Here is a 23,744-nt window from a genome sequence, read left to right on the forward strand (position 1 = left end):
ATGAGGCGTCCGAAAGATTTCCGGCGAAGCAGTAACCCGCTCGCCACATCGGGCGGGAGTACCTCCCCAAGAAAATTCCACGGTGGGTCGTGACAGTCCTTTCCTTCTGCGTCGCCCCCCACTGATTCAGCAACGGGACAGGAAAAGGGAGAAGTTCTATGCGCAAGAAGACGAGCATCCTGACAGCGGCCGCCGCCGCTGCCGCCGCGGTCGCTCTGACCGCCCCGTCGGCGATGGCCGGGCCCACCGCGGCCTGGAACATCACGCCGACGGGCAACTTCACCGGCGCCGCCGGCCAGACCATCCTCACCGACAACGTCGGCAACCAGATCAAGTGCGGCACCGCCGCGGCCAACGGCAACGCTCCTGCCTCGCCCGTCGCCGGGCCCGTGCTCGCGCAGATCACCACGGCCACGTTCAACGCGCCGTGCACCGGTCCGTTCAGCAGCACCTGGACCGTCACCAGCGAGACCTCCGGGGCGAACGGTCCGTGGCGGATCAACGGCAATACGCCGGGCGGCTACACGGCGGGCGCCGGTGCCAACAAGACCGGTCTGACCAAGGGATACATCGACAACATCAAGGCCACGGTCTCGGGTTCCAGCGTTCTCGGCCCCTGCACCTTCGTGGTGACGGGCTCGGTGGACAGTGAGTACAACAACCCGACCGCCGGGGGCGCCAACGGCACCCTCGCCGTCGCGCCCGCCGCGACCAGCCCGCGCACACTGACCATCAGCAACAAGGTGGGCGGCGGCTGCGGAATAGTCGGTGCGACGGCGACCTTCAAGGGCACCTACACCGTCAAGAGCGGCAGCGTCTCGCCCGTCATCACCTACAGCTGACCGGCCACGCGCGCGATCTCCCGCTCGGAGCGGATGGCCCGGCCACAGCAGTGACGGCCGGGCCATCCGGTGTGGCGCCGGTGCCCCGGGACGCGTGCGCGACACTCAAGAACTGACAGTTTCCCGCTCGTCGATTGTCACGGATTGCCAAGAAGAACAGCGGTCGTCGTGCCTCGTGAATCGTTCAAGATTCACTGCTTCCCCTCGGTTACGACGGCGCGTACCGTACCGTCCAGTAAGTCGGGCGGTGCTGCTGGATCAAAAGTCCACGCGATGTTCTGAATGTGAGCCCCGGAGGTATCGAGACATGGCAAGCAACGTGCGCTGGACAGCTCGCCAGCCCGCGCGTTTTGCCGCAGGTGGCCTCCTGGTCGTCGCGGCCACCTTTCTTCCGGGCGCGGATTCGGCGGCCGATTCGCAACGGGCGGAGATATCCCTCGGCTACAACTGCCAATTCCCGGATGGTTCGTATGCGATGACGGCCGTCGTCGCGGGGCGATTTCCGGCAGGCGGCAGAGTGGGCCGACCGGTGGAGCCCCGCGATGTGACGGTGGAGGTCGACCTGCCGAAGGCCGCGCTGGACGAGTTGGCGGGGCTCGACGCCACAACAGTGTCGGCCGTCGTGCAACTGAAGGTCCTGCACGCCATGTCGAAGGAGTCCGCCACCGCCGACTGGTCCGGACTCGAGGCTCCCGCGCAGGACATCGCGGGGCAGGAAAGTCTCAAGATCGAAGCCGCGGGTGCGGTCCCGACGGCCACGTTCGGCTCGCCCGGCACCGCCACGCTGTCCGCCTCGGACCTGACGCTGGCCCTGAGCCCGTTGAAAGAGGACGGCTCGGCCGCCGTACCGGACGGCATCGACGTCGCCTGCCGGCTCGTGGACGGAGCGGACGGCACGCTCGCCTCCTTGACCATCGCCGGCCCAGCGGCGGAGAAACCCGTCGAGCCCACTCCCGACCTTCCCGACCTACCCGACCTCGCCGGGAAACTCCCGCCCAGCCAGCGGGAGAAGCTGAACGACGCCCGCCGCGCGGCCAGGGCGCAGGGCGACACCGATCCCGAACCGTGCCCCTTCCCGCCGCTTTCCATTCCCACGCCGGCCGAGACATATGTGGCAGGGTTCACGAACGTCAAGAAGCTCGACTCGGCGGCGCTGCTCGGGCCCGCACACCTGAACGTTGTTCTGATGAAGACGTACATCGCCGATCCGTGCACGGACACCTTCACGGTGCTCAGCGAGGCGGACTTCGACTACAACGGGCGTCGGCAACTGCCTCCGTCGCAGGGGACATTCCTCACCTACGGATTCATGCCGACCACCGCGACCATGGTGTTGTCCCAGGTGGGCCCGCCCGCCCTCATCAAGTCCGTCAGCCACAACTCCGACCCCAGGATCCCGGAGGACACGACCGTCACCGCCGACTTCGAACTCACCATCAGTGATGTCCGTGTCAATGGCGAACCCCTCGACGTGGGCCCCAACTGCCGGACGGTCAAACCGATCAAACAGACACTTTACGCGTTCGGTACAGGTAATCCGCCCTCGGGATACACGGTCAACCGCGGCGGCACCATGAGTGGTGAAACCTATATCCCGGCATTCACGGGCTGCGGTGTCGACGAGGACCTGTCACCACTGATGACGGCATCCATCTCCGGCGGCGGAAACTACATCAAGATGACGCAGGCCCCGCTGTGCGTGGTCAGCAACCCCGACAGCCCGGACTGTCCCGCGAAGAAGCCTATTCCGGAACGCTGACCCCGTCCGACGGCCGCCGGCCCCGACCCTGCAAAGGGCCGGGGCCGGCGGCCGTGCTGCTGTGCGGCCGGGCGTGCGCTGCACCGTGGACACCGTACGTGCGGCAGGTGCCAATCCCCGAGCGGACGGCCTCCCCACGCCCTTCGCAATTCATCACTCCCGGACAGCTTTTTCCTGTCGACCACTCACTCGATTACAAGTGATCGCTGCCCCTTGGGCAGCGTGGAGAAAGTTCGGCGTCCAGTATTGCGAAGTCAGGTTACCCGGTCGTAGCGTCCCGTATGGCCAGCACGGAAATGCGCCAGTATCCGCTTGTCGGGGCCCCGCGGCTCCGGCTCATCGGGCCGTGGGCCCCAACCTCTCCACCGGAGTGCTTGCGCATGTTTCGACAAAGCCGGGCGACTGATTTGTCAACGAGTGACAAGTGATCCACTCCCAGCACCTGGTTCGTTGATTTCCGCTGTTCAACGGCTTGTCCTGGCGGTTTCGACGGACATACCGTGCGCCTCCTGGTGCACGGGTGACGAGCCGCTATTGGATTCCTCAGAGCCGGAGCGCTGACAGATGACTACGTTCACCACAACGTCGAGGGAGGGCCGATGGGAATCGAAGTAGTCGTCGAGGGCCTGACGAAGTCTTTCGGCAGACAGAACATCTGGCAGGACGTCAGTCTCACACTGCCCGCCGGTGAGGTGAGCGTGATGCTCGGCCCTTCCGGCACCGGAAAGACCGTCTTCCTGAAATCCATCATCGGTCTGCTCAAGCCCGAGCGGGGTCGCGTCCTCATCAACGGCGTCGACATGGTCAACAGCCCCGAGCGCGAGATCATGGAGACCCGCAAGCTCTTCGGTCTCATGTTCCAGGACGGCGCGCTCTTCGGCTCGATGTCACTGTTCGACAACATCGCCTTTCCCTTGCGTGAGCACACCCGCAAGAAGGAATCGGAAATCCGCCGGATCGTCATGGAGCGGATCGACATCGTCGGTCTCCTCGGCGCCGAGGACAAACTGCCCGGCGAGATATCCGGCGGCATGCGCAAGCGCGCCGGCCTGGCCCGAGCCCTCGTCCTGGACCCTCAGATCATTCTCTGCGACGAACCGGACTCCGGACTCGACCCGGTCCGCACCGCCTACATCTCCCAGCTGCTCATCGATCTCAATGCGCAGATCGACGCGACGATGCTCATCGTCACCCACAACCTCGACATCGCGGCCACCGTCCCGGACAACATGGGCATGCTGTTCTGCCGCAACCTCGTCACCTTCGGACCGCGTGAGGTGCTGCTCACCAGCGATGTGCCGGTCGTCGCCCAATTCCTCGCAGGGCGCCGCGAGGGCCCCATCGGGATGGCCGAGGAGAAGGACGCCGCCACCCTCGCCGCCGAGGAGATGAACGGCTACGGCGTCGGCATCAGTTCCGCCAACGGCCCGCGCACCGTCGTACCGCAGCTGGAGCCGTCGCCCGGCATGCCCGTACGGCAGGCAGCGCTGCGCCGCCGGGAACGGGTCCTCTCGATGATGGGCCAGCTGCCGGAGGCCGCCCGTACCGCCATCATGAAGAGCTACACCCCGGCCACGGGCGGTGGACGCCCGTGACGGCCCCCATGCCGGTGCGGCCCCCCGAGCCGCCCACGGCCGGCGTGGCCGACGCCACCGGGCCGAAGACGCCGGAGCAGCGGCCTCCCACGCGGCTGCTCGCCCCGCTGCGCGAGACCGGGAAACTGTTCTCCCTCGCCGGGACCGTGAGCCGCGACATCTTCCGCAGGCCCTTCCAGGTACGGGAGTTCATCGAACAGTTCTGGTTCGTCGCCAGCGTCACCATCCTGCCCGCCGCCCTCGTCTCCATCCCGTTCGGCGCGGTCATCGCCCTCCAGGTCGGCTCGCTGACCCAGCAGCTCGGCGCCCAGTCGTTCACCGGCGGCGCCAGTGTCCTCGCCGTCATCCAGCAGGCCAGCCCCATCATCGTGGCGTTGCTGATCTCCGGTGCGGCGGGCTCGGCGATCTGCGCGGACCTCGGCTCGCGGAAGATCCGCGAGGAACTCGACGCGATGGAGGTCATGGGCGTCTCGCCCATCCAGCGCCTCGTCGTCCCGCGCGTCCTCGCCACCATGCTCGTGGCCGTCCTGCTCAACGGACTGGTCTCCGTCGTCGGCACGCTCGGCGGCTACTTCTTCAACGTGATCCTGCAACATGGCACCCCCGGGGCCTACCTCGCCAGCTTCTCCGCCCTCGCCCAGCTCCCCGACCTGTACATCAGCGAGGTCAAGGCGCTGATCTTCGGCTTCATCGCGGGCGTCGTCGCCGCCTATCGCGGACTCAACCCGCGCGGCGGCCCCAAGGGCGTCGGTGACGCGGTCAACCAGTCGGTCGTCATCACCTTCATGCTGCTGTTCTTCGTGAACATGGTCCTCACGGCGATCTACCTCCAGATCGTCCCCGCGAAGGGGAGCTGACCGATGTCGATGCTCAGCTGGCTGGATCGATCGGGCGAACAACTCACCTTCTATGTGCGGGCGTTGATCTGGATCCCGCGGACTCTGCGCCGCTACCTGCGCGAGGTCCAGCGACTGCTGGCCGAAGTGGCGTTCGGCAGCGGCGGTCTCGGTGTCATCGGCGGCACCATCGGCGTGATGATCGCGATGACCCTCTTCACCGGCACGGTCGTCGGCCTCCAGGGTTACGCCGCCCTCAACCAGATCGGCACCTCCGCCTTCACCGGCTTCATCTCCGCCTACTTCAACACCCGTGAGATCGCTCCGCTCGTCGCCGGACTCGCGCTCTCCGCGACCGTCGGCGCCGGCTTCACCGCCCAGCTCGGCGCGATGCGGATCAACGAGGAGGTCGACGCCCTGGAGGCGATGGGCGTGCGGTCCATGCCGTACCTCGTCACCACCCGGATCATTGCCGGAGTCGTCGCGATCATCCCGCTGTACGCGATCGGGCTGCTCTCCTCGTACCTGGCGTCCCGCTACATCACGATCCTGTTCAACGGACAGTCCGCGGGCACCTACGACCACTACTTCAATCTCTTCCTCTCCCCGGACGACGTGCTGCTGTCGGTGCTCAAGGTGCTGATCTTCAGCGTGATGGTGATCCTCGCCCACTGCTACTACGGCTTCCACGCCACCGGCGGACCCGCCGGAGTGGGGGTGGCCGTCGGCCGGTCGGTGCGCAACGCCATCGTGCTCATCAGCGTCACCGACTTCTTCCTCTCGCTCGCCATCTGGGGTGCCACGACGACGGTGAAGGTGGCCGGCTGATGAATGCCCACCGGGCGCAGACCGTGCGCCGCAGACTCGCCGGAGTCACCTTCCTCCTCGTGCCCGCCGTGCTCGTATGGGTATCGGTCTCCGTGTACAACAAGGACTTCACCGACGACGCCACCGTGACCGTACGCACCGGCAGCGTCGGCAACGAGATGCATGACAACGCGGATGTGAAGCTGCGCGGCGTCGTCGTCGGGCAGGTCCGCACCATCTCGGCCGACGGGGACGGGGCCCGGCTCACCCTCGCGATCCAGCCCGACAAGCTCGACCGCATCCCCGCCGACGTGACCGCCCAGATGCTGCCCACCACGCTCTTCGGGGAACGGTTCGTGGCGCTCGTACCGCCCGGGACGCCGTCCGCGCAGTCCCTGCGGGCCGGAGCCGTCATCCCGCAGGACCGCTCCAGCAACGCCATCGAGCTGGAGGAGGTCCTCGACAACGTCCTGCCGCTGCTGACCGCCGTCAAGCCGGAGAAGCTCGCCGCCACCCTCGGCGCGGTCTCCCAGGCACTCGAAGGACGCGGTGAGAAGCTCGGCGACACCCTCCTCACGCTCGACGCCCACCTCAAGAAGTTCAACCCCCAACTCCCCACCCTCAACGCCGACATCAAGGAACTCGTCAAGGTGAGCAAGGTGTACGGGGATGCCGCGCCCGATGTCCTGGACGCGCTCACCGACTTCACCACCACCAGCGGCACCGTCGCCGAACAGCAGGCGGAACTCGCCGACCTGTACGGGTCCACGACCGCCTCCGCGCAGGACATCACGTCCTTCCTCCGGGAGAACAAGGACAACCTGATCCGGCTCTCCGCCACGGGCCGGCCGACGCTGGAACTGCTGGCACGGTACTCGGACGAATTCCCCTGCACCCTGCGGACCATGGCCGGCTTCGTCCCGGCCATGGACAAGGCGCTCGGCAAGGGCACGAACCGGCCCGGACTCCACGTCACCGTCAAGGCCGTGAAGTCCAAGGGCAAGTACGTGCCCGGCAAGGACACCCCGGTGTACGACGCGACCGGCGGACCGCACTGCTACTCCGTGCCGTACGTCGGCCGGACCGTACCGACCGCCGACGCCCGTACGGCCGGGGCGCTCGCACCGGCCGGCCGGCCACGCGCCGATGAGCCGACCGGCACCGCGCCCCCGGACACGGACTCCGCCCTCGGCATGCCCAATTCCCCGCAGGAGAGCCGACTCGTCAACGAACTGGTCGCCCCCTCACTGAAAGTCCAGCCGCAGACCCTGCCCGACTGGAGCAGCGTGCTCATCGGTCCGGCCTTCCGCGGCGCGGAGGTGAAGCTCAAGTGAAGCGCCGCTCTCTCGCCGGGCCGCTCGCGAAATCGATCGTCTTCATTCTGGTGACCGTTCTGGCCACCACCGTCCTGGCCCTGTCCATCGCCAATACGGGCGTCGGCGACACCACCACGTACAAGGCCAGGTTCACCGACGTCACCGGACTGATCGTCGGTGACAGCATCCGGATCGCCGGGGTGAAGGTCGGGCAGGTCGAGTCCATCGAGGTGGCCGACAAGCGGCTCGCCGAGGTCGGCTTCGCCGTCCGCAAGGGGCGCAGGCTGCCCGCTTCGGTGACCGCCTCGATCAAATACCTCAACATGGTCGGCCAGCGGTACATCGACCTCGACCAGGGCGCCGGACCGGTCGGCCGCAGCTTCGCCGCCGGGGCGACCATCCCGCTCTCGCGCACCACCCCGGCGCTCGATCTCACCCAGCTCTTCAACGGCTTCCAGCCGCTCTTCGAAGGGCTCTCCCCGCCGGACGTCAACCAGCTCGCGGGCTCCATCGTCCAGGTGCTCCAGGGCGAGGGCGGCACCGTCGACAGCATCCTCCAGCACGTCGGCTCGCTGACCGGCACGGTCGCCGCGAAGGACAAGGTGATCGGCGAGGTGATCAAGAACCTCAATACGGTCCTGAAGACCGTCAACGATCGCGAGGCCGGCTTCAACGACCTCGTCGTCACCCTCCAGAAGCTCGTCACCGGCTTCTCCGGCGACCGCAAACCGCTCGGCCGGGCGGTCACCGCGATGGGTTCGCTCACCACCGTCACCGCGGACCTCCTCGACGACGGCCGCAAACCCCTCAAGGACGACATCAGACAACTCGGCCGCCTCTCCGACCAGTTGGGCAAGGGCACCCCGCAGATCGAGAACTTCCTGCACAAGACACCGGCCAAGATGGAAGCGATCAGCCGCCTCGCCTCGTACGGCTCATGGCTCAACCTCTACCTCTGCGAGGCCAAGGTCAGCGGCGTGAGCACCGACGACGGCAGCGCACCGCCCACCGGCATCGTGGTCGCGAAGCCGAGGTGCCAGGCATGAGAATCAAACCCGTACGGGAACGCAATCCCGTCGCCGTGGCCCTCGTGGGACTGATCGTCCTCGCCCTCGTCGGCCTGGCCGCCTACCGCGCCGACTCGCTGCCCTTCATCGGCGGCGGCACCACCTACAGCGCCGACTTCACCGAATCCGCCGGACTCGCCGAGGGCGACGAGGTACGGGTCGCCGGAGTGAAGGTCGGCGAGGTCACCGGCGTGTCGCTCGACGGCTCCAAGGTGAAGGTCCGCTTCAAGGTCAAGGACGTCTGGATCGGCAACTCCTCCACCGTCGGCATCGCCATCAAGACACTGCTGGGCGAGAAGTACCTCGCCGTCGACCCGCTCGGCGACGCCCCGCAGGATCCGCACGAGCGCATCACGGTCAGCCGCACCACCTCCCCGTACGACGTCACCCAGGCATTCAACGGACTCGGCGAGACCATCGGGGAGATCGACACCCGGCAGCTCGCCAAAAGCTTCGAGACGATCTCCGCCACCTTCAAGGACTCCCCGCCGGACGTGAAGAGCGCCGCCGACGGGCTCTTTGCCCTCTCCAGGACGGTCTCCGAGCGCGACGCCCAGCTCGCCACCCTCCTCAAGGGCAGCAAGCAGCTCACCAAGACCCTCGCCGACAAGAAGAGCAGCTTCGAAACCCTGCTGGAGGACGGCAATCTGCTCCTCGGCGAGATCCAGGCGCGCCGCGACTCCATCCATCTGCTGCTCACCGGCACCCGGAACCTGGGCACCCAGCTCACCGGCCTCGTCGAGGACAACAACAAACAGCTGAGGCCCACCCTGGAGTCGCTCGGCCGGGTCACCGCGGTCCTGGTGAAGAACCGCAAGAGCCTCGACAAGGTGCTGTCGCTCGCCGGTTCGTACAACCGGCTGGTCGGCAACACCCTCGGCAGCGGCCGGTGGTTCGACAACTACGTCTGCGGGGTCGTCCCGAAGAACTACCTGCCCGCCGGGACCCCCGCAGGACCCGAATGCAAGCCACCCGAGCAGCAAGGCGGCCGATGAGATGAGAATGACGCGCATCGTCGGCATCGGCGCCGGACTCGCCGTCGTGGCCGTCGCGGCCACCACCGGTGTGATGGCGATGGACGACGAAGGAACGACGACCATCACCGCCTTCTTCGACCAGGCCACCGGTGTGTACGCCGGATCGGACCTGCGGATCCTCGGCGTCAGGGTCGGCAAGGTCGAATCGGTCACGCCGCGCGGCGGCGAGGTCGAAGTCACCCTGCGGGTCGACAAGGGCATCAAGGTCCCCAAGGAGGCGCACGCCGTGGTCGTCGCCCCCAGCCTCGTCGCCGACCGCTACGTCCAGCTCGCCCCCGCGTACAACGGCGGCCCGCAGATCGCGGACAACGCCGTACTGCCCGCCGCGAACAACGCCACCCCCGTCGAGGTCGACCAACTGTACGAGTCCATCACCAGACTCTCCACGGCCCTCGGCCCCGACGGAGCCAACGCGGACGGTGCGCTCTCCGGGCTCCTCGACACCGGCGCCAAGAACCTCGACGGCAACGGAAAGGCCATCGGGAACTCCATCGAACAGTTCGGCAAGGCGACCAAGACCCTCGACAAGAGCAGCGGGAACCTCTTCGACACACTGTCCTACCTGCAGACCTTCACCACCGTGCTGAAGGACAACGACGGCAGTGTGCGCGCCGCCGAACAGCAACTGAACTCCGTCACCGGATTCCTCGCCGACGACAAGGAGAACCTCAGCGCGGCACTGAAGGAGCTGGGCACCGCCCTGGGCCAGGTCAAGAGCTTCATCCAGAAGAACCGCGGCGCCCTGAAGTCGAACGTGGACGCCCTGGTGCCGCTCACCCAGACCCTGGTCGACCAGCGTGCCTCGCTCGCCGAGTCGATGGACACGCTGCCGCTCGCCGCGGACAACGTGGTCAACGCCTACGACCCGGTGAACCGCACCCTCAACGGCCGTACGAACCTCAATGAGCTCTCCATGGGAGGGCCGCTCACCGAGACCCCCGCACTCGCGGGACTCGCACCGGTGGACACCGCGCGCCAGAAGGCGCTGCCCGCCCTGCCGCTCCCGCCCGTCGGCACCGTCTACGGCACCCCGGCGAAGACCGCCACGGAGAAGAAGGGGGCGAACCGATGAGCCGCGCCCTGCGCAGACCCGGAGCCCGCACGACCGGCGTCGTCGCGGTGCTGGCCGTGGGCATCGGCCTGGCCCTGGTCGTCACCGGCACCGGCCTGCCGTCGTTCACCGGCATCGACCAGGTGCCGCTGCCCGGCGGCGCCGACCTCGGCGACCACCCGTACGAGATCACCGCGGAATTCGCGGACGTCCTCAGCCTCGCCCCGCAGTCCTCGGTGAAGGTCAACGACGTCGCCGTCGGCCGCGTCACCAAGATCTCCCTGAACTCGGGCAGCTGGAACGCCAAGGTCACCATGCGGGTCAACGGCAAGGTCGAACTGCCCGAGAACGCCTACGCCCACCTCGAACAGTCCAGCCTCCTCGGCGAGAAGTACATCCAGCTCTCGCCGCCGACGAGCGGCACCGCCCGGGGCAGGCTCGCCGACGGAGACCGGATCCCGCTGACCCGGACCAACCGCAACCCCGAGGTCGAAGAGGTCTTCGGCGCCCTGTCGATGCTCCTCAACGGCGGTGGCGTCAACCAGCTCAAGACCATCACCACCGAACTCAACAAGGCGCTCGCCGGAAAGGAACCCCAGGTCCGTTCCATGCTCGACCGGGTCGACACCCTCGTCACGAACCTGGACGGCCACAAGGGAGACATCACCGACGCACTCGACGGCGTCAACCGGCTCTCCGCCACCCTCGCCACCCGCAAACAGGACGTCGGCACGGTCCTCACCGGGCTCAGCCCCGGCCTGAAGGTCCTGGAGAAACAGCGCGGCTCGCTCCTCACCATGCTCCGCTCGCTCGACACCCTCTCCGCCGTCGCCGTCGACACGGTCAACAAGAGCAAGGCCGACATGATCGCCGACCTCAAGGCCCTGGCCCCCACCCTCAAAGCGCTCGCCGATTCCGGGAGCGACCTGCCGGACTCCCTCCAGGTGCTGCTCACCTACCCGTTCACGGACGAGGTGCTCCGCGGGGTCAAGGGCGACTACCTCAACGTCTACCTGGATGTGACGGCCATGCCCGGCACGCAGATCATCCCGCCGCTGGTCCCGGACACCGCCCAGCCCACCGCGGGCGCCACGAGCGCGAATTCCGGCTCGGCGCCGCCCCTGCCACTGCCCCCCCTCTCCACGGCGGTCACGGACGGGAGCGGCCGGTGATCACCCTCGCCATCCGGCTGAAGAACATCGCCTTCCTGGTCGTCGCGGTGCTCGTCCTCGGCTACCTCGGGGTGCGGTACGCCGACCTCGGCCACTACATCGGCCTGCGCGGCTACTACACCGTCACCGTCCAACTCCCGCGCACCGGCGGCCTGTACACCCACTCCGACGTCACCTACCGGGGCGTGTCCGTGGGCCGGGTCGGGCCGATCGCGCTCACCGACGACGGAGTCGAGGCCGAACTGCGCATCGAGAAGGACGCCCCGAAGATCCCGGACAGCCTCACGGCGGTAGTCGCCAACCTCTCCGCGGTCGGCGAGCAGTACGTCGACCTGCGGCCCACCCGCACCGACGGCCCGTACCTGGCGAACGGGTCGGTCATCGACCAGGCCGACACCACCGTCCCGGCCCCCGTCACCAACGTCCTCACCAGCGTCAACGACCTGGCGGGCTCCGTCGACCTGGAATCCCTGCGCACGGTCGTCGACGAGTTCGCCGCCGCGTTCGAGGGGCGCGGCGACGACCTCCAGGTCCTCCTGGACACCGGGAGCGACTTCGTCCGGGCGGCCGACGACGCACTGCCCGTCAACACCCGGCTGATGGCCGACGGCGAGACCGTGCTGCGCACCCAGGCCGAACAGGGCGAAGCACTCAAGGGCTTCGCCTCCGGCGCCGAGCAACTGGCCGCCGAAATCAAGGGATCGGACACCGACCTGCGCAGGCTGATCGCGGTCGCCCCCGACGCGACCGGACAGATCAGCGGACTGCTGCGGGACCTCGACCCGAGCTTCGGCGTCGTCGTCGCCAACCTCCTCACCACCTCCGAGGTCGCCGTCACCCGGCAGCGCGGACTGGAGGAACTCCTGGTGAAACTGCCCGCGGTGGCAGCCGCGGGATCGAGCGCGGTGGACCGGAACGGAGCCCGGTTCGGCATGTCGGTCACCTTCTTCGAACCCCTGCCCTGCACCGCCGGATACGGCTCCACGGTCTACCGCAGCGGTCTCGACACCTCAGCCGGACCACCCGTCAACACCAAGGCCCGCTGTACCTCGGCGTCCGGCACCGGCATCAACGTCCGGGGCAGCGCCAACGCACCGAAGGGCGGCGCCGTGCCCGAGCCCGCCAAACCCGGATCGATGCTCCTCGGACACGGCTCGGCGCACCGGCTCCCCGGCACCCTCGGCGTCACCGGGGCCACCCCGCCGGCCGCCGACGGCATGGCCGGCCTGCTGGGACTCGGACAGGGAGGCGGCGCATGACGCCCCGTACGAAGACCCTGAGCGGCTGGGCGGCGCTGCTCGCCGCGGCGGTGATCTGCGCACTCGGCGGCTGGTCGTACGCCGACGCGCGCGGCGACGAAGACCTGTCGTACGCGAAGAACCGCGATGTCGCGCTGGCCGACGGAAAGCGCCACCTCGCCCGGCTGAACAGCCTCGACGGGAAGGACGCCAAGAGTGTCGACGCGGGCCTCGGCACCTGGCTCGACTCCTCCACCGGGCCGCTGCACGACCAGCTGGGGCGCACCCGGAGCAAGGACGCGAGCGAACTGACGAAGTCCGGCTCCACCGCCCGCGGCAAGGTCACCGACGCGGCGCTCACCGCACTCGACGAGCGCACCGGTACGGCGGCACTGATCGCGACGGTCGATGTCGACGTCACCCCGCGCACCGGCAAGGGCGGCACCGAACGCAAACGCTTCGAGGCCACGCTCGCCCGTACCGCGGACGGCTGGAAGGTCAAGGCCCTCACGGCGATTCCGGTCGGGGGCGGCGCATGAAGGAGCGGGGAGGGGCGGCGGTCGTGAGCACGGACGTGGACGCGGAGGCCGTCGAGGAAACGGAGGAACTCGACGCGGGCGCCGATGAGGACGGCACGGTCCCGCCCGGGGCGGGCCGCCGGTGGCCGCATGTCGTGGCAGCGGTTCTGGTCGTGGCACTCCTCGCGGCCGGTGGCGGACTCTTCGCCAAGGGCAGGCAGTTGCGCGACACCCCCGCCACCTCGAACCGGGCGCTGACCGACAGCGCGGCGACCACCCGGGTCGCCGGCGATGTCAGCAACGCGCTCGGCAAGGTCTTCTCGTACAGCCCGCAGGCCACCGGCGTCACCAAGGAGTCGGCGAAAGAACTCCTGGCAGGGACGGCGCTCAAGCAGTACGCGGCCCTGTTCGGCCAGGTCGAGAAGCAGGCCGCCGACCAGAAGCTGACACTGACCACCCAGGTCGTACGCGCCGGAGTGACCCGGCTGACGGACAGCAGCGCCCACCTGCTCGTCTTCCTCGACCAGGTCTACGAACGCGAAGGCAAACCGGCCACCACGGCGGCGGCACAGCTCTCCGTCACGGCCGAACTGCAAGACGGCCACTGGACCGTCGTCGAGATCACCTCCAGATAGCAGAGCCCACACTCGTCCAGCTCAGCACGGATCGGCCGCAGGGGAGAGACAGCAATGGCACGGGTACGGATGACGAGGAACCCGCTGGTGGCGGTGGCGATCGCGCTGACGGTCGCGGCGGCCGTCGCGGCCGGCTGGGGCGGGGTGTCCCGGTACGACGCCGCGCACGACGAATCGGCGGCGTACGCACGGGCCCGCGACGACGCGCTGGCCGCGGGCGAACAGGCCGTGCAGAACATGAACACCCTGGACCACCGGAAGCTGGCGAAGGGCCTCGACAGCTGGGAGGACTCCACCACCGGCGATCTGCACCGGCAACTCGTCGACGGACGCGACGCGTTCGTGAAGCAGATCCAGCAGGCGAAAACCGTCAGCACGGCCCAGATCCTGTCCGGGGCGGTGACCGAACTCGACGACCGGGCCGGCAAGGCCGGGGTGATGGTGGCGCTGCGCGTCACCGTGACCGCGCCCAAGGGCAAGCCCGCGGTGAAGGAGAGCCGGATGCTCGGGCAGCTCACCCGTACCTCCGAGGGGTGGAAGCTCAGCGCTCTCGGCCAGGCGCCCGTCGGCAACACGGCCGGCTGAGAGGCTGTCGGGTGACCTCTGACCGGGCGGCCACGCCCTGGCACGCACGCTTCCTGCGTTGTCGTCGGTCGACGACGCTCCGCGTCGCCTCCCTCCTCCGCCTTGGAATCGCACGCACCAGACCGCGTCCGCTTTCCGATCCGAGGTCACCCGACAGCCTCTGACGCCACCGACTCCCACCCCGCCACCCGAGAGGACCCCGGACATGTCGACGACCCGTCACCTCGTCAACCGCCAACGCCGTCTGGCCACCGTCGCCGCGGAACGCGCCACCGCCACCGCTGCCGCCCCGCCGGGCAAGCCCGCGCCCCCCGGCGCCGCACGGGACGAGCCCGCAGGGACCACGGCCGGGGAAGACACCACGGTCGAGGACGCGGTCACCGACGACGCCGACACGGGGGAGCGGGAGGAGGAGGCGGCACCGCGACGCAAGCGGCCGCCCCGCCTCCGTCTCCGGCTGCCCGCCGTCCTCTGCGCCCTCACGGTGCTCCTCGGCGCCTTCGCCGCCTGGGCGTTCGGCTCGGCCGCGAGCCTGCGCGACGACCCGGCCCGCCGGAACACGGCCCTCACCGACATCGGCCGCACCAGCGAGGTGAAGGGGCAGATCTCCGAGGCGGTGGGCGCGGTGTTCTCGTACAACTACGCCTCGCCCGCCAAGTCCGAGCGCTCGGTGAAGAGTTACCTGGTCGGCAAGGCGGTCCAGCAGCACGCGGACATGCTCGCGCAGGTACGGGCGCAGGGGCAGAAGCAGAAGCTCGTGCTGACCACGACCGTCACGGACAGCGGTGTGGAACTCCTCGACGGCGACCGGGCCCGGCTGCTGATCTACGCCGACCAGAGCAACACCCGTACCGGCACGTCGGACGAGACGACCTACGCGGCGGCCATGTTCGCCGTGGACGCTGTCCGCCGCGGCGACACCTGGCGGATCTCCGGCATCGATACGTTCGCCCGGTGACCCGGGGGAGAGGGGAGCACGCATGAGGTTCAACGGCACCATGCGCCGCGGAATCGGCGGCACGGCAGCCGCGGTCGCCGCGATGGCCGCGCTCACCGGGTCCCAGGCACCGGGACTCGTCCGCCATGAACCGACCGCGAAGGAGCGCCAGGAGTCCGACGAGGTCACGTGGTCGCACGTGTCCAACGACGACTCCTACCACACCGAACTGCCGCCGCTGCAGTCGCCGACGCCGCCGAACGCCGGTGTGAAGCAGAGCCCGGCCGTCGCGCGGTCGTGGGCCGAGGCGGGCATCCCGGCCACGGTGCTCGCCGCCTACCGCAAGGCGGAGAGCGCGCTCGCACGTACCGACCCCGGATGCCATCTGCCGTGGCAGTTGCTCGCGGCGATCGGCAAGGTCGAGTCGGGCCAGGCGGGCGGGGGACGGGTCGACGCCCACGGCACGACGCCCGTCCCGATCCTGGGGCCGGTGCTGAACGGCGCCGGATTCGCCAACATTCCGGACACCGACGGCGGCGAGTACGACGGCGACAGCACCTACGACCGGGCGGTCGGCCCGATGCAGTTCATCCCGTCCACCTGGGCCCACTGGGGCAAGGACGGCAACGGCGACGGCCGCCGCGATCCGAACAACGTCTACGACGCCGCCCTCGCCGCCGGGTACTACCTCTGTGCCGGACCGCGCGAGCTGTCGGTGAAGGCCGACCTGGACCGGGCGATCCTCAGCTACAACCACTCGGACACCTACCTGCGCACCGTGCTGTCCTGGCTGGAGTTCTACCGCAAGGGCAGTCACCCGGTGGCCGACGGCAAGGGCAACGTCCCGAAGAGTCCCGGCGCGGGCGGACCGAACAAGCCGACGCACCCGGTGGGCGGTCCCGGAGCCCCGGGCGGCGGCATCGTCATCGGCCCGCAGCCCGGCGGTTCGCACGGACCCTCGCCCTCCACCTCCCCGAAGCCCTCCGGCTCATCGACCGGCTCCCCGGGCCCGACCGGCTCCCCGGACCCCACCGATCCGGGCACCGCCTCACCCGACCCGACCGGCAGCGCACCGGCCTCCCCGGACCCCGGCACCAGCCCCGACCCCAGCACCTCGGCCCCCGATCCGGGAACGGACCCCGGCTGCCCGAGCGGCTCGCCGTCACCGGACCCCACCGGCTCGACCGGAACCACCGAGTCCCCGACGCCCGATCCGGGCACGACCGAGGAGCCGTGCGCCACGCCCTCGGGCTCAGCGCCCGCCGACTGACAGCACCTCGGCCAGGTCGTACCGCACCACCTCTTCCAACTGCGCGTACGTGCAGCCGTCCGGGGCGCGGTCCGGACGCCACCGGCGGAACTGCGCGGTGTGCCGGAAACGGTCGCCCTCCATGTGGTCGTACGCCACCTCACACACCCGCTCCGGGCTGAGCGCCACCCAGGACAGGTCCTTCTTGCCCGACCAGCGACTCGGTGCCCCGGGCAGCCGTGACCCCTCGTGCGCCGCCGCGTCCGTCCAGGCCGCCCACGGGTGGTCGGCCGGCTCGATGCGCAGTGGTTCCAGCTCCTCCAGGAGCTCGGCGCGCCGCTTCATCGAGAAGGCCGCACAGACCCCGACGTGCTGCAGGACGCCCTCGGCGTCGTACAGACCGAGCAGCAGCGAGCCGACGACCGGGCCGCTCTTGTGGAGGCGGTAGCCCGCCACCACGCAGTCGGCGGTCCGCTCGTGCTTGATCTTGTACATCACCCGGGTGTCGGGGCGGTACGGCAGATCGAGCGGTTTGGCGACCACACCGTCGAGCCCCGCGCCCTCGTACCGGTCGAACCACTCCTGGGCCACAGCCGGGTCCGTGGTCGCAGGCGCGAGGTGGACGGGCGGCGACGCGGCGGACAGGGCCGCCTCCAGCACAGCACGCCGGTCGGACTGCCGGAGGGAGAGCAGCGAATCGTCGTCCACCGCCAGGATGTCGAAGGCGACCAGACTGGCCGGGGTCCGCTCGGCGAGCAGCCGCACCCGGGAATCGGCGGGGTGGATGCGCTCGCTGAGCCGGTCGAAGTCCAGCCGGCCCTCGTACACGACGACGATCTCGCCGTCGATCACACAGCGCGGCGGCAGATTGTCGCGTACGGCGGTGACCAGCTCGGGGAAGTAGCGGGTGAGCGGCTTTCCGGTGCGGCTGCCGATCACCACCTCGTCGCCGTCGCGGTGCACGATCGCGCGGAAACCGTCCCACTTGGCCTCGTACTGCATACCGGGCGGGATCTTCGGGACGGACTTGGCGAGCATCGGCTTCACAGGCGGCATCACCGGCAGATCCATGGCCCCGATTCTTGCCGACGGACGCGCCTGCGTCTCCCGATATGCGGCATATGCGGACCCGGCCTACCGTGACCGTCATGGGCGCAGCGGGAAAAGCGGTGGAACTCGAAGCCGGCGGACGGGCCGTACGGCTGTCCAGTCCGGACAAGGTCTACTTCCCGGCCAAGGGCTATACGAAGAGGGACGTGGCCGAGTACTTCCTGGCCGTGGGCCCCGGCATCACCCGCGCCCTGCGCGACCGGCCGACCACCCTCCAGCGCTTCGTCGACGGTGTCGAGGGCGAGTTCTTCTACCAGAAGCGGGCCCCGAAGAACCTTCCCGACTGGATCCCCACCGCCAGGATCGACTTCCCCAGCGGCCGTTCCGCCGACGAGATCTGCCCCACCGAACTCGCCGCCGTCATCTGGGCGGCCAACCTCGGCACGCTCACCTTCCACCCCTGGCCCGTCCGCAGGGCCGACACCGACCACCCGGACGAACTGCGCATCGACCTCGACCCACAGCCCGGAACGGACTACGCGGACGCGGTGCGGGCCGCCCACGAGCTGCGGTCCCTCCTCGACGAGCACGGTCTGCGCGGCTGGCCCAAGACCTCCGGCGGCCGGGGCATCCATGTCTTCGTCCCCATCGAGCCGAAGTGGACCTTCACCGCGGTCCGGCGCGCCGCCATCGCCACCGGACGGGAACTGGAACGCCGGATGCCGGACCGGGTGACCACCGCCTGGTGGAAGGAGGAGCGCGGCGAGCGGATCTTCGTCGACTACAACCAGACCGCCCGCGACCGCACGATCGCCTCCGCCTACTCCGTACGCCCCTTCCCGCACGCCCCGGTCTCCGCCCCGCTGCGCTGGGAGGAGATCGACGACGCCGAACCGCGCGACTTCGACATCCGGACCATGCCCGGGCGCTACGCCGAGGCCGGCGACGTGCACGCGGACATGGACGAGCACGCGTTCCGGCTCGACGGGCTGCTGGAGCTGGCCGACCGGGACGAGCGGGAGCACGGGCTCGGTGAACTGCCGTACCCGCCGGAGTACCCGAAGATGCCCGGCGAACCGAAACGGGTCCAGCCGAGCCGGGCCCGGCACGACGAGGACGGCGCTGCATGAGCGCACCCGACCTGGAGCCCTCCGCTCCGCACGGGGAACACGCCCGGCCCCCGGCCCGCGGTGACCGATGGGCGGCGTTCAAGGCGTCCCCGTATCTGCCCGCCGTCGTGCTCCTGTTCATCATCGCGGCCTCGGCCGGTCTTTTCGCGGGCTCCTACACGTACGCGATGGCCAACCCGACCCCGCGCAACATCCCGGCCGCCGTGGTCGGCCGGCTCGACACTCCGCGTGACAAGGTCTTCCTCGACCGGCTGGAGGGCGCGCTCGACACCTCGCTGGTGCTGAACGAGTACGCCACCGGTGCCCAGGCCCGAACCGCGCTCGAGGAGCAGAAGGTCTTCGCCATCCTGCGGTCCGAGAACGGCGGAGTCGGCATGGACATCGCGAGCGCGTCCGGAGCGTCGGTCGCCCAACTGCTCGCCGAATCCACGCTGAAGGTGGGGGCGGCGGCCCATGTGCCGGTGAAGGTCACGGACGTGAAACCCCTGCAGCGGGGTGACCCGCGGGGTCTGGCTCTTTTCTACATCTCGCTCGCCGCGGTGATCGTCGGGTTCGTCGGCGCGATCCAGCTGAGTGTGCACGCCAAGGGGCTGGAGCCCCTGGAGCGGATCGGGTTCACCGTCGCCTACGCCCTGCTCGGCGGGTTCTCCATCGCCGCCGTGGTGGACTGGCTGCTCGGCTCCGTCGACCTGCCCTTCGTCCAGTCGTGGTTCATCCTCACCTTCACCATGTTCACCACGGGCATGGTCTTTACCATGTTCAACACCCTGATCGGGCGCTGGGCCATGCTTCCCACCTGGGGACTGATGGTGATGCTGGGAAACCCGTCCTCCGGTGGTGCGGTGTCCTGGCCGCTGCTGCCGTCGGTGCTCGGCTTCATCGGCCGCTGGCTTCCCCCGGGCGCCTCGGTCAACGCCCAGCACGCCGCCGTCTACTACCAGGGACACCAGCGGGTCTTCCCGTACCTGGTGCTGGCCGGATGGGCGCTGGTCTCCTGCACGGTGTTCTGGGTATGGCGACACCGGCACCCGGGAGGCCGTGACCGCATGCCTCAGCACGCGGCCACGGCCACCTGATGCCGGTACCGTCAGGGTGTGTGGCATCCCCGTGGTGTTGCCGGTCGCCGCGCTGCTCTCGAAGACGATGGTCGCCTTGCCGGCCACCGCCGTCTTCGGGGCGGACAGATAGCGGTCGATGGAGTCGCCCGCCGTCCAGGTGAGGACCTGGTCGGCCGCCGCCGCGGCTGCCGGAGCCGCCGTACGGCCGTACGCCGCCGTCGAGGTCAGCCCCAGCACCATCAGGGATAAACGAACATCCCCCGGCTACGGTGTGGGCCGTCCGGGGGGCACCCGCGCCCCGCCAACCTCGGTGACGTCCGAAGCCGCCGCGATCGCCGTAACCTCCGTAACCTCCGCAGTCCCGCAGTCTCCGCGACCTGGCAGTCTCCGTGATCCGGGCAGTCCCCGCGATCCGGGTGTGTGCGTAAAACTCCGTAAATCCTTAGTGCAGTGGGGAGTTCGTCATGGACAGAAGGAGCTTCAACCGGCGGTTCCTGGTGGGCGGCGGGATGGCGGCCGCAACCGGGGTGACATCGTTGTCCCTCGGTGCGATCGAGGCCAGCTCGGCGGAACCCCCACCGAAGACCGCACCGGCGGGGGGCGTCGTCCGTCATCTCAAGCTGTACGCGGAGAAGCTGGCGGACGGTCAGATGGGATACGGCCCGGAGATGGGCAAGGCATCGATCCCGGGTCCCCTCATCGAGATCAATGAGGGCGACACCCTGCACATCGAGTTCGAGAACACGATGGATGTGCCGGTCAGCCTGCACCCGCACGGCGTCGACTACGACATCGCGAGCGACGGCACCCGGATGAACAAGAGCATCGTCGAGCCGGGTGACACCCGCACCTACACCTGGCGCACCCATGCGGCGGGCCGCCGCAAGGACGGCACCTGGCAGCCGGGCAGCGCGGGTTACTGGCATTACCACGACCATGTCGTGGGTACGGATCACGGCACCGGCGGCATCCGGAAGGGCCTCTACGGTCCGTTGATCGTCCGTCGCAAGGGCGACATCCTGCCGGACAAGACGATCACGATCGTCTTCAACGACATGAAGATCAACAACAAGGCGGCCCATGAGGCCCCCGACTTCCGGGCCACGGTGGGGGACCGGCTCGAAGTGGTCATGATCACGCACGGCGAGTCCTACCACACGTTCCACGTCCACGGTCATCGCTGGGCGGACAACCGGACCGGGCTGCTCACCGGCCCGGACGACCCGAGCCGCGTCATCGACACGAAGATCTGCGGCCCGGCGGACTCCTTCGGCTTCCAGGTCATCGCGGGCGAACACGTGGGAGCGGGTGCCTGGATGTACCACTGCCATGTGCAGAGTCATTCCGACATGGGCATGGCCGGGCTGCTCCTGGTCGCCAAGGCCGACGGCACCGTGCCGGGCTACGACCCGCACGCCAAGACGAACCACGACGTGCCCGCCCCGGGCAAGACGGCTTCGGGCGACACCGCTCCCGGCAAGGCGGCTCCGGACAAGGCGGCTCCCGGCAAGGCGGCTCCGGACAAGGCGGCTCCAGACAAGACGGCTCCGAACAAGACGGCTTCCGGCGGGACCGCTTCCGGCGATGCGGCGAAGGGCGCGGCCGGCCACGACCCGGCGGCGCACAGGTCCTGACGGGTCAGCTCTCCGAAACCGCCGCGGCCACTCCGGCCGCTCCCGTGGCGAGGCGCAGCTGTTCCTCCTCGACGATGCGTCGGGCGAGAGCCCCGTCCGACACATCCACGGCGTCCGGCGTCGTCTCGGCGACGTCGCTGCGCCGTGCGTACAGGTCGAACAGCCGCTCCTTGCGGGCCAGGATGCCGAGCATCCGCTCGTCGACGCTGTCGGCCGCGAGGAGCCGGTGCACCTGGACGGTCCGTATCTGACCCATCCGATGGGCGCGGGCCACCGCCTGATGCTCCATCGTCGGCTTGATCTGCGGTTCGCAGATGATGACGACGGAGGCGGCCTGCATGTTCAGTCCGACACCGCCCGCCTGGATCTGGCTCAACAGGACCGCATGGCCGTCGACGGCACCGAACCCGTCGATCAACTGCTGGCGCCGGGCGGCCGGGAGACTCCCCGAGAGCGGACCGAACACCCCCGGCCCCAGGGCCTGTTCGACCGTGCCGAGCACCTCGCGGAAGTACGAGAACACGACGACCTTCAGGCCGTTCTCCGCAGCCTCGGCGACCAGCTCGCGCAGCCGGTTGAGCTTCGCGGACGTGGCGGGCCGGGCGTACGCGGCCCGGCGCATCCGCATGAACTCCCCGGCGCCCACCGCCTCGCGGTAGGCGTCGAGATCGGCGGCGCTGAACTCCTCCCACTCGTCGACCTGCACCAGCGCCGGGAGCTCGGTCAGCACGTCCTCCTGATTGCGCCGCAGATAGGCCGGGGCGACGGCCCTGCGGAACGCGTGCGATCCGGCGGCCCCGTGGGTGGTGTGGATCGAGGGGGCCAGTTCGGGCTGGAGATGGCGGACGAGGCTGCGGAACTCCTCGACCCGGTTCTCCATCGGCGTGCCGGTCAGGAACAGCACCCGCTCGGTGCGTTGCGTCCAGCCGGACACCGCCCGGGAGCGGCGCGTCTCGGGGTTCTTGACGTAGTGGGCCTCGTCGACGACCAGCATGCCGGGCCTCATGCCGCAGTCCCGGGCGGCCGGCAGGGTGTGCAGGGCATCGAAGGTGGTGAGCGCGACCCCGCCGCTCTCGCGCCACTCGGCGAAGGCGCCCTGCCGCTCGGGACCGTGCACCGGCAGCGCGCGCAGGGTCGAGCGGGCACGGACCTCGCGCGCCCAGTTGATCAGCACGCTCGCCGGGCAGACCACCAGGAAGTGCGTCTCGCCCCGCGCCGCGAGGTGCGCGAGCGCGGCGATGGCCTGGACGGTCTTGCCGAGCCCCATCTCGTCACCGAGGATCACCCGCTTCTGCGCGAGCGCGAACCGGGCGCCGAACGACTGGTAGCCGCGCAGGGAGACGCGCAGATGGGCGTCGTCCAGCCGCAGGCCGCGGACCCGGTCCGCGATCCCGGACGGCAGGAACCCCTCGGCGGCGTCCCGGTCGGGGCCGGTGCCCGACATCTCGGCGAGCAGGCTGTAGTACTCGGCGGACCGCAGCTCGAAGTCGACCCACGCCGCGACGTCCGAATCCGGGGCCCGCAGCAGATCGACGGACACCTGACCGAACAGCAGCGGAAGCTCGCGCGCGGCCGCCTCGTCGACCGCGGCCCGTACCGAGGTGACGGCCTCCCGTGCCTGGGCACGGGCCCGGCGCCGGGTGAACCACATGCGCAGCCGCCTCCGCGCCGGTCCCGCCGCGGCCAGCAACGGATCGAGACGCCCGACGAGCCGGCCCGCCGCATCCACCGCCCGGCGGACGTCGGGACCGGCCTCGACCAGCCGGTGCAGGGCGGTGACCAGCGCGGTCGTGGAGTCGTCCGGGGTGTCCACGTCTATCCGCACCGCGACCGTGTCCCGTACCGCGTGGGCGATCTGGCCGGCCGCGGCCAGCGCCTGGTCGGCCGTCTGTGCGCCGACGCCGGGGATCTGGCGGAGCTCGTAACGGTTCGCCGCATGAACCTGGCCGACGGTCGCGAAGCCGGCCTGCTCGACCGCGCCCAGCCGCAGTCGGCCCTCGGTGACGTCCTTGAGCCTGGAGACCGGGATGGCCGACAGTTCGCGACGGATGAGGGAGTCGAGCAGCGGCGTCAGCGCGGTGTGCACGGCATCGACGGCGCGGGCGTGATCGGTCAGCACCGCGCGTGCCAAGTCCAGCAGCCGCTCGGCCTGCGCCAGCAGCTCCCGGGCGGCCCTTCCCGTGGGCGCCCCGGCCTCCGTCGGTCCGGCCTCTGTCATGTACGTCCCT

Annotated in this window: 21 protein-coding genes and 1 pseudogene; 19 read left to right on the forward strand and 3 right to left on the reverse strand. The window is 69.5% G+C overall.

Going from position 1 to position 23,744, the window contains the following annotated elements; translation table 11 throughout:
• Nucleotides 1–158: 158 nt before the first annotated feature.
• The 16 genes from ACFVV1_RS13165 (at nt 159) to ACFVV1_RS13240 (ending at nt 16,665) form a co-directional block, all read left to right on the forward strand.
• Nucleotides 159–842: a hypothetical protein gene (locus tag ACFVV1_RS13165; RefSeq protein ID WP_389988938.1), complete on the forward strand. Its 684-nt coding sequence runs from the start codon at nt 159–161 to the stop codon at nt 840–842.
• A gap of 307 nt (nt 843–1,149) precedes the next feature.
• Complete coding sequence (locus ACFVV1_RS13170) at nt 1,150–2,601, forward strand: DUF6801 domain-containing protein (protein ID WP_389988940.1); 1,452 nt, start codon at nt 1,150–1,152, stop codon at nt 2,599–2,601.
• 599 nt (nt 2,602–3,200) lie between these two features.
• Nucleotides 3,201–4,196, forward strand: a complete 996-nt coding sequence (locus ACFVV1_RS13175) for an ABC transporter ATP-binding protein (RefSeq protein ID WP_389988942.1) — start codon at nt 3,201–3,203, stop codon at nt 4,194–4,196.
• On the forward strand, nt 4,193–5,053 hold the full coding sequence (locus ACFVV1_RS13180; protein ID WP_389988944.1) for an MlaE family ABC transporter permease: 861 nt from the start codon (nt 4,193–4,195) through the stop codon (nt 5,051–5,053). Before ACFVV1_RS13175 ends, ACFVV1_RS13180 begins: the two co-directional genes overlap by 4 nt.
• A gap of 3 nt (nt 5,054–5,056) precedes the next feature.
• Nucleotides 5,057–5,860, forward strand: coding sequence for an ABC transporter permease (locus ACFVV1_RS13185; protein ID WP_266750262.1), 804 nt, complete (start codon nt 5,057–5,059; stop codon nt 5,858–5,860).
• Nucleotides 5,860–7,173, forward strand: a complete 1,314-nt coding sequence (locus ACFVV1_RS13190; RefSeq protein WP_389988946.1) for an MCE family protein — start codon at nt 5,860–5,862, stop codon at nt 7,171–7,173. The genes ACFVV1_RS13185 and ACFVV1_RS13190 overlap by 1 nt, the downstream gene beginning before the upstream one ends.
• On the forward strand, nt 7,170–8,201 hold the full coding sequence (locus tag ACFVV1_RS13195) for an MCE family protein (RefSeq protein ID WP_389988948.1): 1,032 nt from the start codon (nt 7,170–7,172) through the stop codon (nt 8,199–8,201). Before ACFVV1_RS13190 ends, ACFVV1_RS13195 begins: the two co-directional genes overlap by 4 nt.
• Nucleotides 8,198–9,217 (forward strand): MCE family protein, encoded by a 1,020-nt coding sequence (locus tag ACFVV1_RS13200; protein WP_389988950.1) that lies wholly within the window; start codon nt 8,198–8,200, stop codon nt 9,215–9,217. Before ACFVV1_RS13195 ends, ACFVV1_RS13200 begins: the two co-directional genes overlap by 4 nt.
• 1 nt (nt 9,218) lies before the next feature.
• Nucleotides 9,219–10,331, forward strand: a complete 1,113-nt coding sequence (locus ACFVV1_RS13205) for an MCE family protein (protein ID WP_389988952.1) — start codon at nt 9,219–9,221, stop codon at nt 10,329–10,331.
• Nucleotides 10,328–11,482 (forward strand): MCE family protein, encoded by a 1,155-nt coding sequence (locus tag ACFVV1_RS13210; protein ID WP_389988954.1) that lies wholly within the window; start codon nt 10,328–10,330, stop codon nt 11,480–11,482. Before ACFVV1_RS13205 ends, ACFVV1_RS13210 begins: the two co-directional genes overlap by 4 nt.
• Nucleotides 11,479–12,741 carry an MCE family protein gene (locus ACFVV1_RS13215; RefSeq protein ID WP_389988956.1) on the forward strand — a complete coding sequence of 421 codons (1,263 nt, stop codon included), beginning with the start codon at nt 11,479–11,481 and terminating at the stop codon, nt 12,739–12,741. Before ACFVV1_RS13210 ends, ACFVV1_RS13215 begins: the two co-directional genes overlap by 4 nt.
• Entirely contained in the window at nt 12,738–13,259 is a 522-nt protein-coding gene (locus tag ACFVV1_RS13220; protein ID WP_389988958.1) for a hypothetical protein, read from the forward strand. Before ACFVV1_RS13215 ends, ACFVV1_RS13220 begins: the two co-directional genes overlap by 4 nt.
• On the forward strand, nt 13,256–13,873 hold the full coding sequence (locus ACFVV1_RS13225) for a hypothetical protein (RefSeq protein ID WP_389988960.1): 618 nt from the start codon (nt 13,256–13,258) through the stop codon (nt 13,871–13,873). Before ACFVV1_RS13220 ends, ACFVV1_RS13225 begins: the two co-directional genes overlap by 4 nt.
• Nucleotides 13,874–13,927: 54 nt before the next feature.
• Entirely contained in the window at nt 13,928–14,458 is a 531-nt protein-coding gene (locus ACFVV1_RS13230; RefSeq protein WP_389988962.1) for a nuclear transport factor 2 family protein, read from the forward strand.
• 205 nt (nt 14,459–14,663) lie between these two features.
• Complete coding sequence (locus ACFVV1_RS13235) at nt 14,664–15,416, forward strand: hypothetical protein (protein ID WP_389988964.1); 753 nt, start codon at nt 14,664–14,666, stop codon at nt 15,414–15,416.
• A gap of 22 nt (nt 15,417–15,438) precedes the next feature.
• Nucleotides 15,439–16,665: a lytic murein transglycosylase gene (locus tag ACFVV1_RS13240; RefSeq protein ID WP_389988966.1), complete on the forward strand. Its 1,227-nt coding sequence runs from the start codon at nt 15,439–15,441 to the stop codon at nt 16,663–16,665.
• On the opposite strand, the gene ACFVV1_RS13245 is transcribed toward ACFVV1_RS13240, so the two are convergent.
• Nucleotides 16,648–17,715 (reverse strand): ATP-dependent DNA ligase, encoded by a 1,068-nt coding sequence (locus ACFVV1_RS13245; protein WP_389988968.1) that lies wholly within the window; start codon nt 17,713–17,715, stop codon nt 16,648–16,650. The genes ACFVV1_RS13240 and ACFVV1_RS13245 overlap by 18 nt on opposite strands.
• Before the next feature lie 98 nt (nt 17,716–17,813).
• Here ACFVV1_RS13245 and ligD point away from each other — a divergent pair, with 98 nt between their 5' ends.
• Both ligD and ACFVV1_RS13255 read left to right on the forward strand, forming a co-directional pair.
• Nucleotides 17,814–18,824 (forward strand): non-homologous end-joining DNA ligase, encoded by a 1,011-nt coding sequence (ligD, locus tag ACFVV1_RS13250; protein WP_389989081.1) that lies wholly within the window; start codon nt 17,814–17,816, stop codon nt 18,822–18,824.
• A complete protein-coding gene (locus ACFVV1_RS13255) occupies nt 18,821–19,900 on the forward strand; it encodes an ABC transporter permease (RefSeq protein WP_389988970.1) in 1,080 nt (359 codons plus the stop codon). The genes ligD and ACFVV1_RS13255 overlap by 4 nt, the downstream gene beginning before the upstream one ends.
• Here ACFVV1_RS13255 and ACFVV1_RS13260 read toward each other — a convergent pair.
• Nucleotides 19,898–20,122, reverse strand: a pseudogene (locus ACFVV1_RS13260) (glycosyl hydrolase); the annotation flags it as partial. The gene ACFVV1_RS13255 and the pseudogene ACFVV1_RS13260 sit on opposite strands and share 3 nt — an antisense overlap.
• Nucleotides 20,123–20,346: 224 nt before the next feature.
• Between ACFVV1_RS13260 and ACFVV1_RS13265 the strand changes: the two are divergent.
• Complete coding sequence (locus ACFVV1_RS13265) at nt 20,347–21,516, forward strand: multicopper oxidase domain-containing protein (RefSeq protein ID WP_389988972.1); 1,170 nt, start codon at nt 20,347–20,349, stop codon at nt 21,514–21,516.
• 4 nt (nt 21,517–21,520) lie between these two features.
• Here the strand turns inward: ACFVV1_RS13265 and ACFVV1_RS13270 are convergent, their stop codons facing one another.
• Nucleotides 21,521–23,734 carry a DEAD/DEAH box helicase gene (locus tag ACFVV1_RS13270; protein WP_389988974.1) on the reverse strand — a complete coding sequence of 738 codons (2,214 nt, stop codon included), beginning with the start codon at nt 23,732–23,734 and terminating at the stop codon, nt 21,521–21,523.
• Between the last annotated feature and the right edge of the window lie 10 nt (nt 23,735–23,744).

The organism is Streptomyces sp. NPDC058092 (assembly GCF_042884935.1).
Taxonomy (GTDB): Bacteria; Actinomycetota; Actinomycetes; order Streptomycetales; family Streptomycetaceae; genus Streptomyces.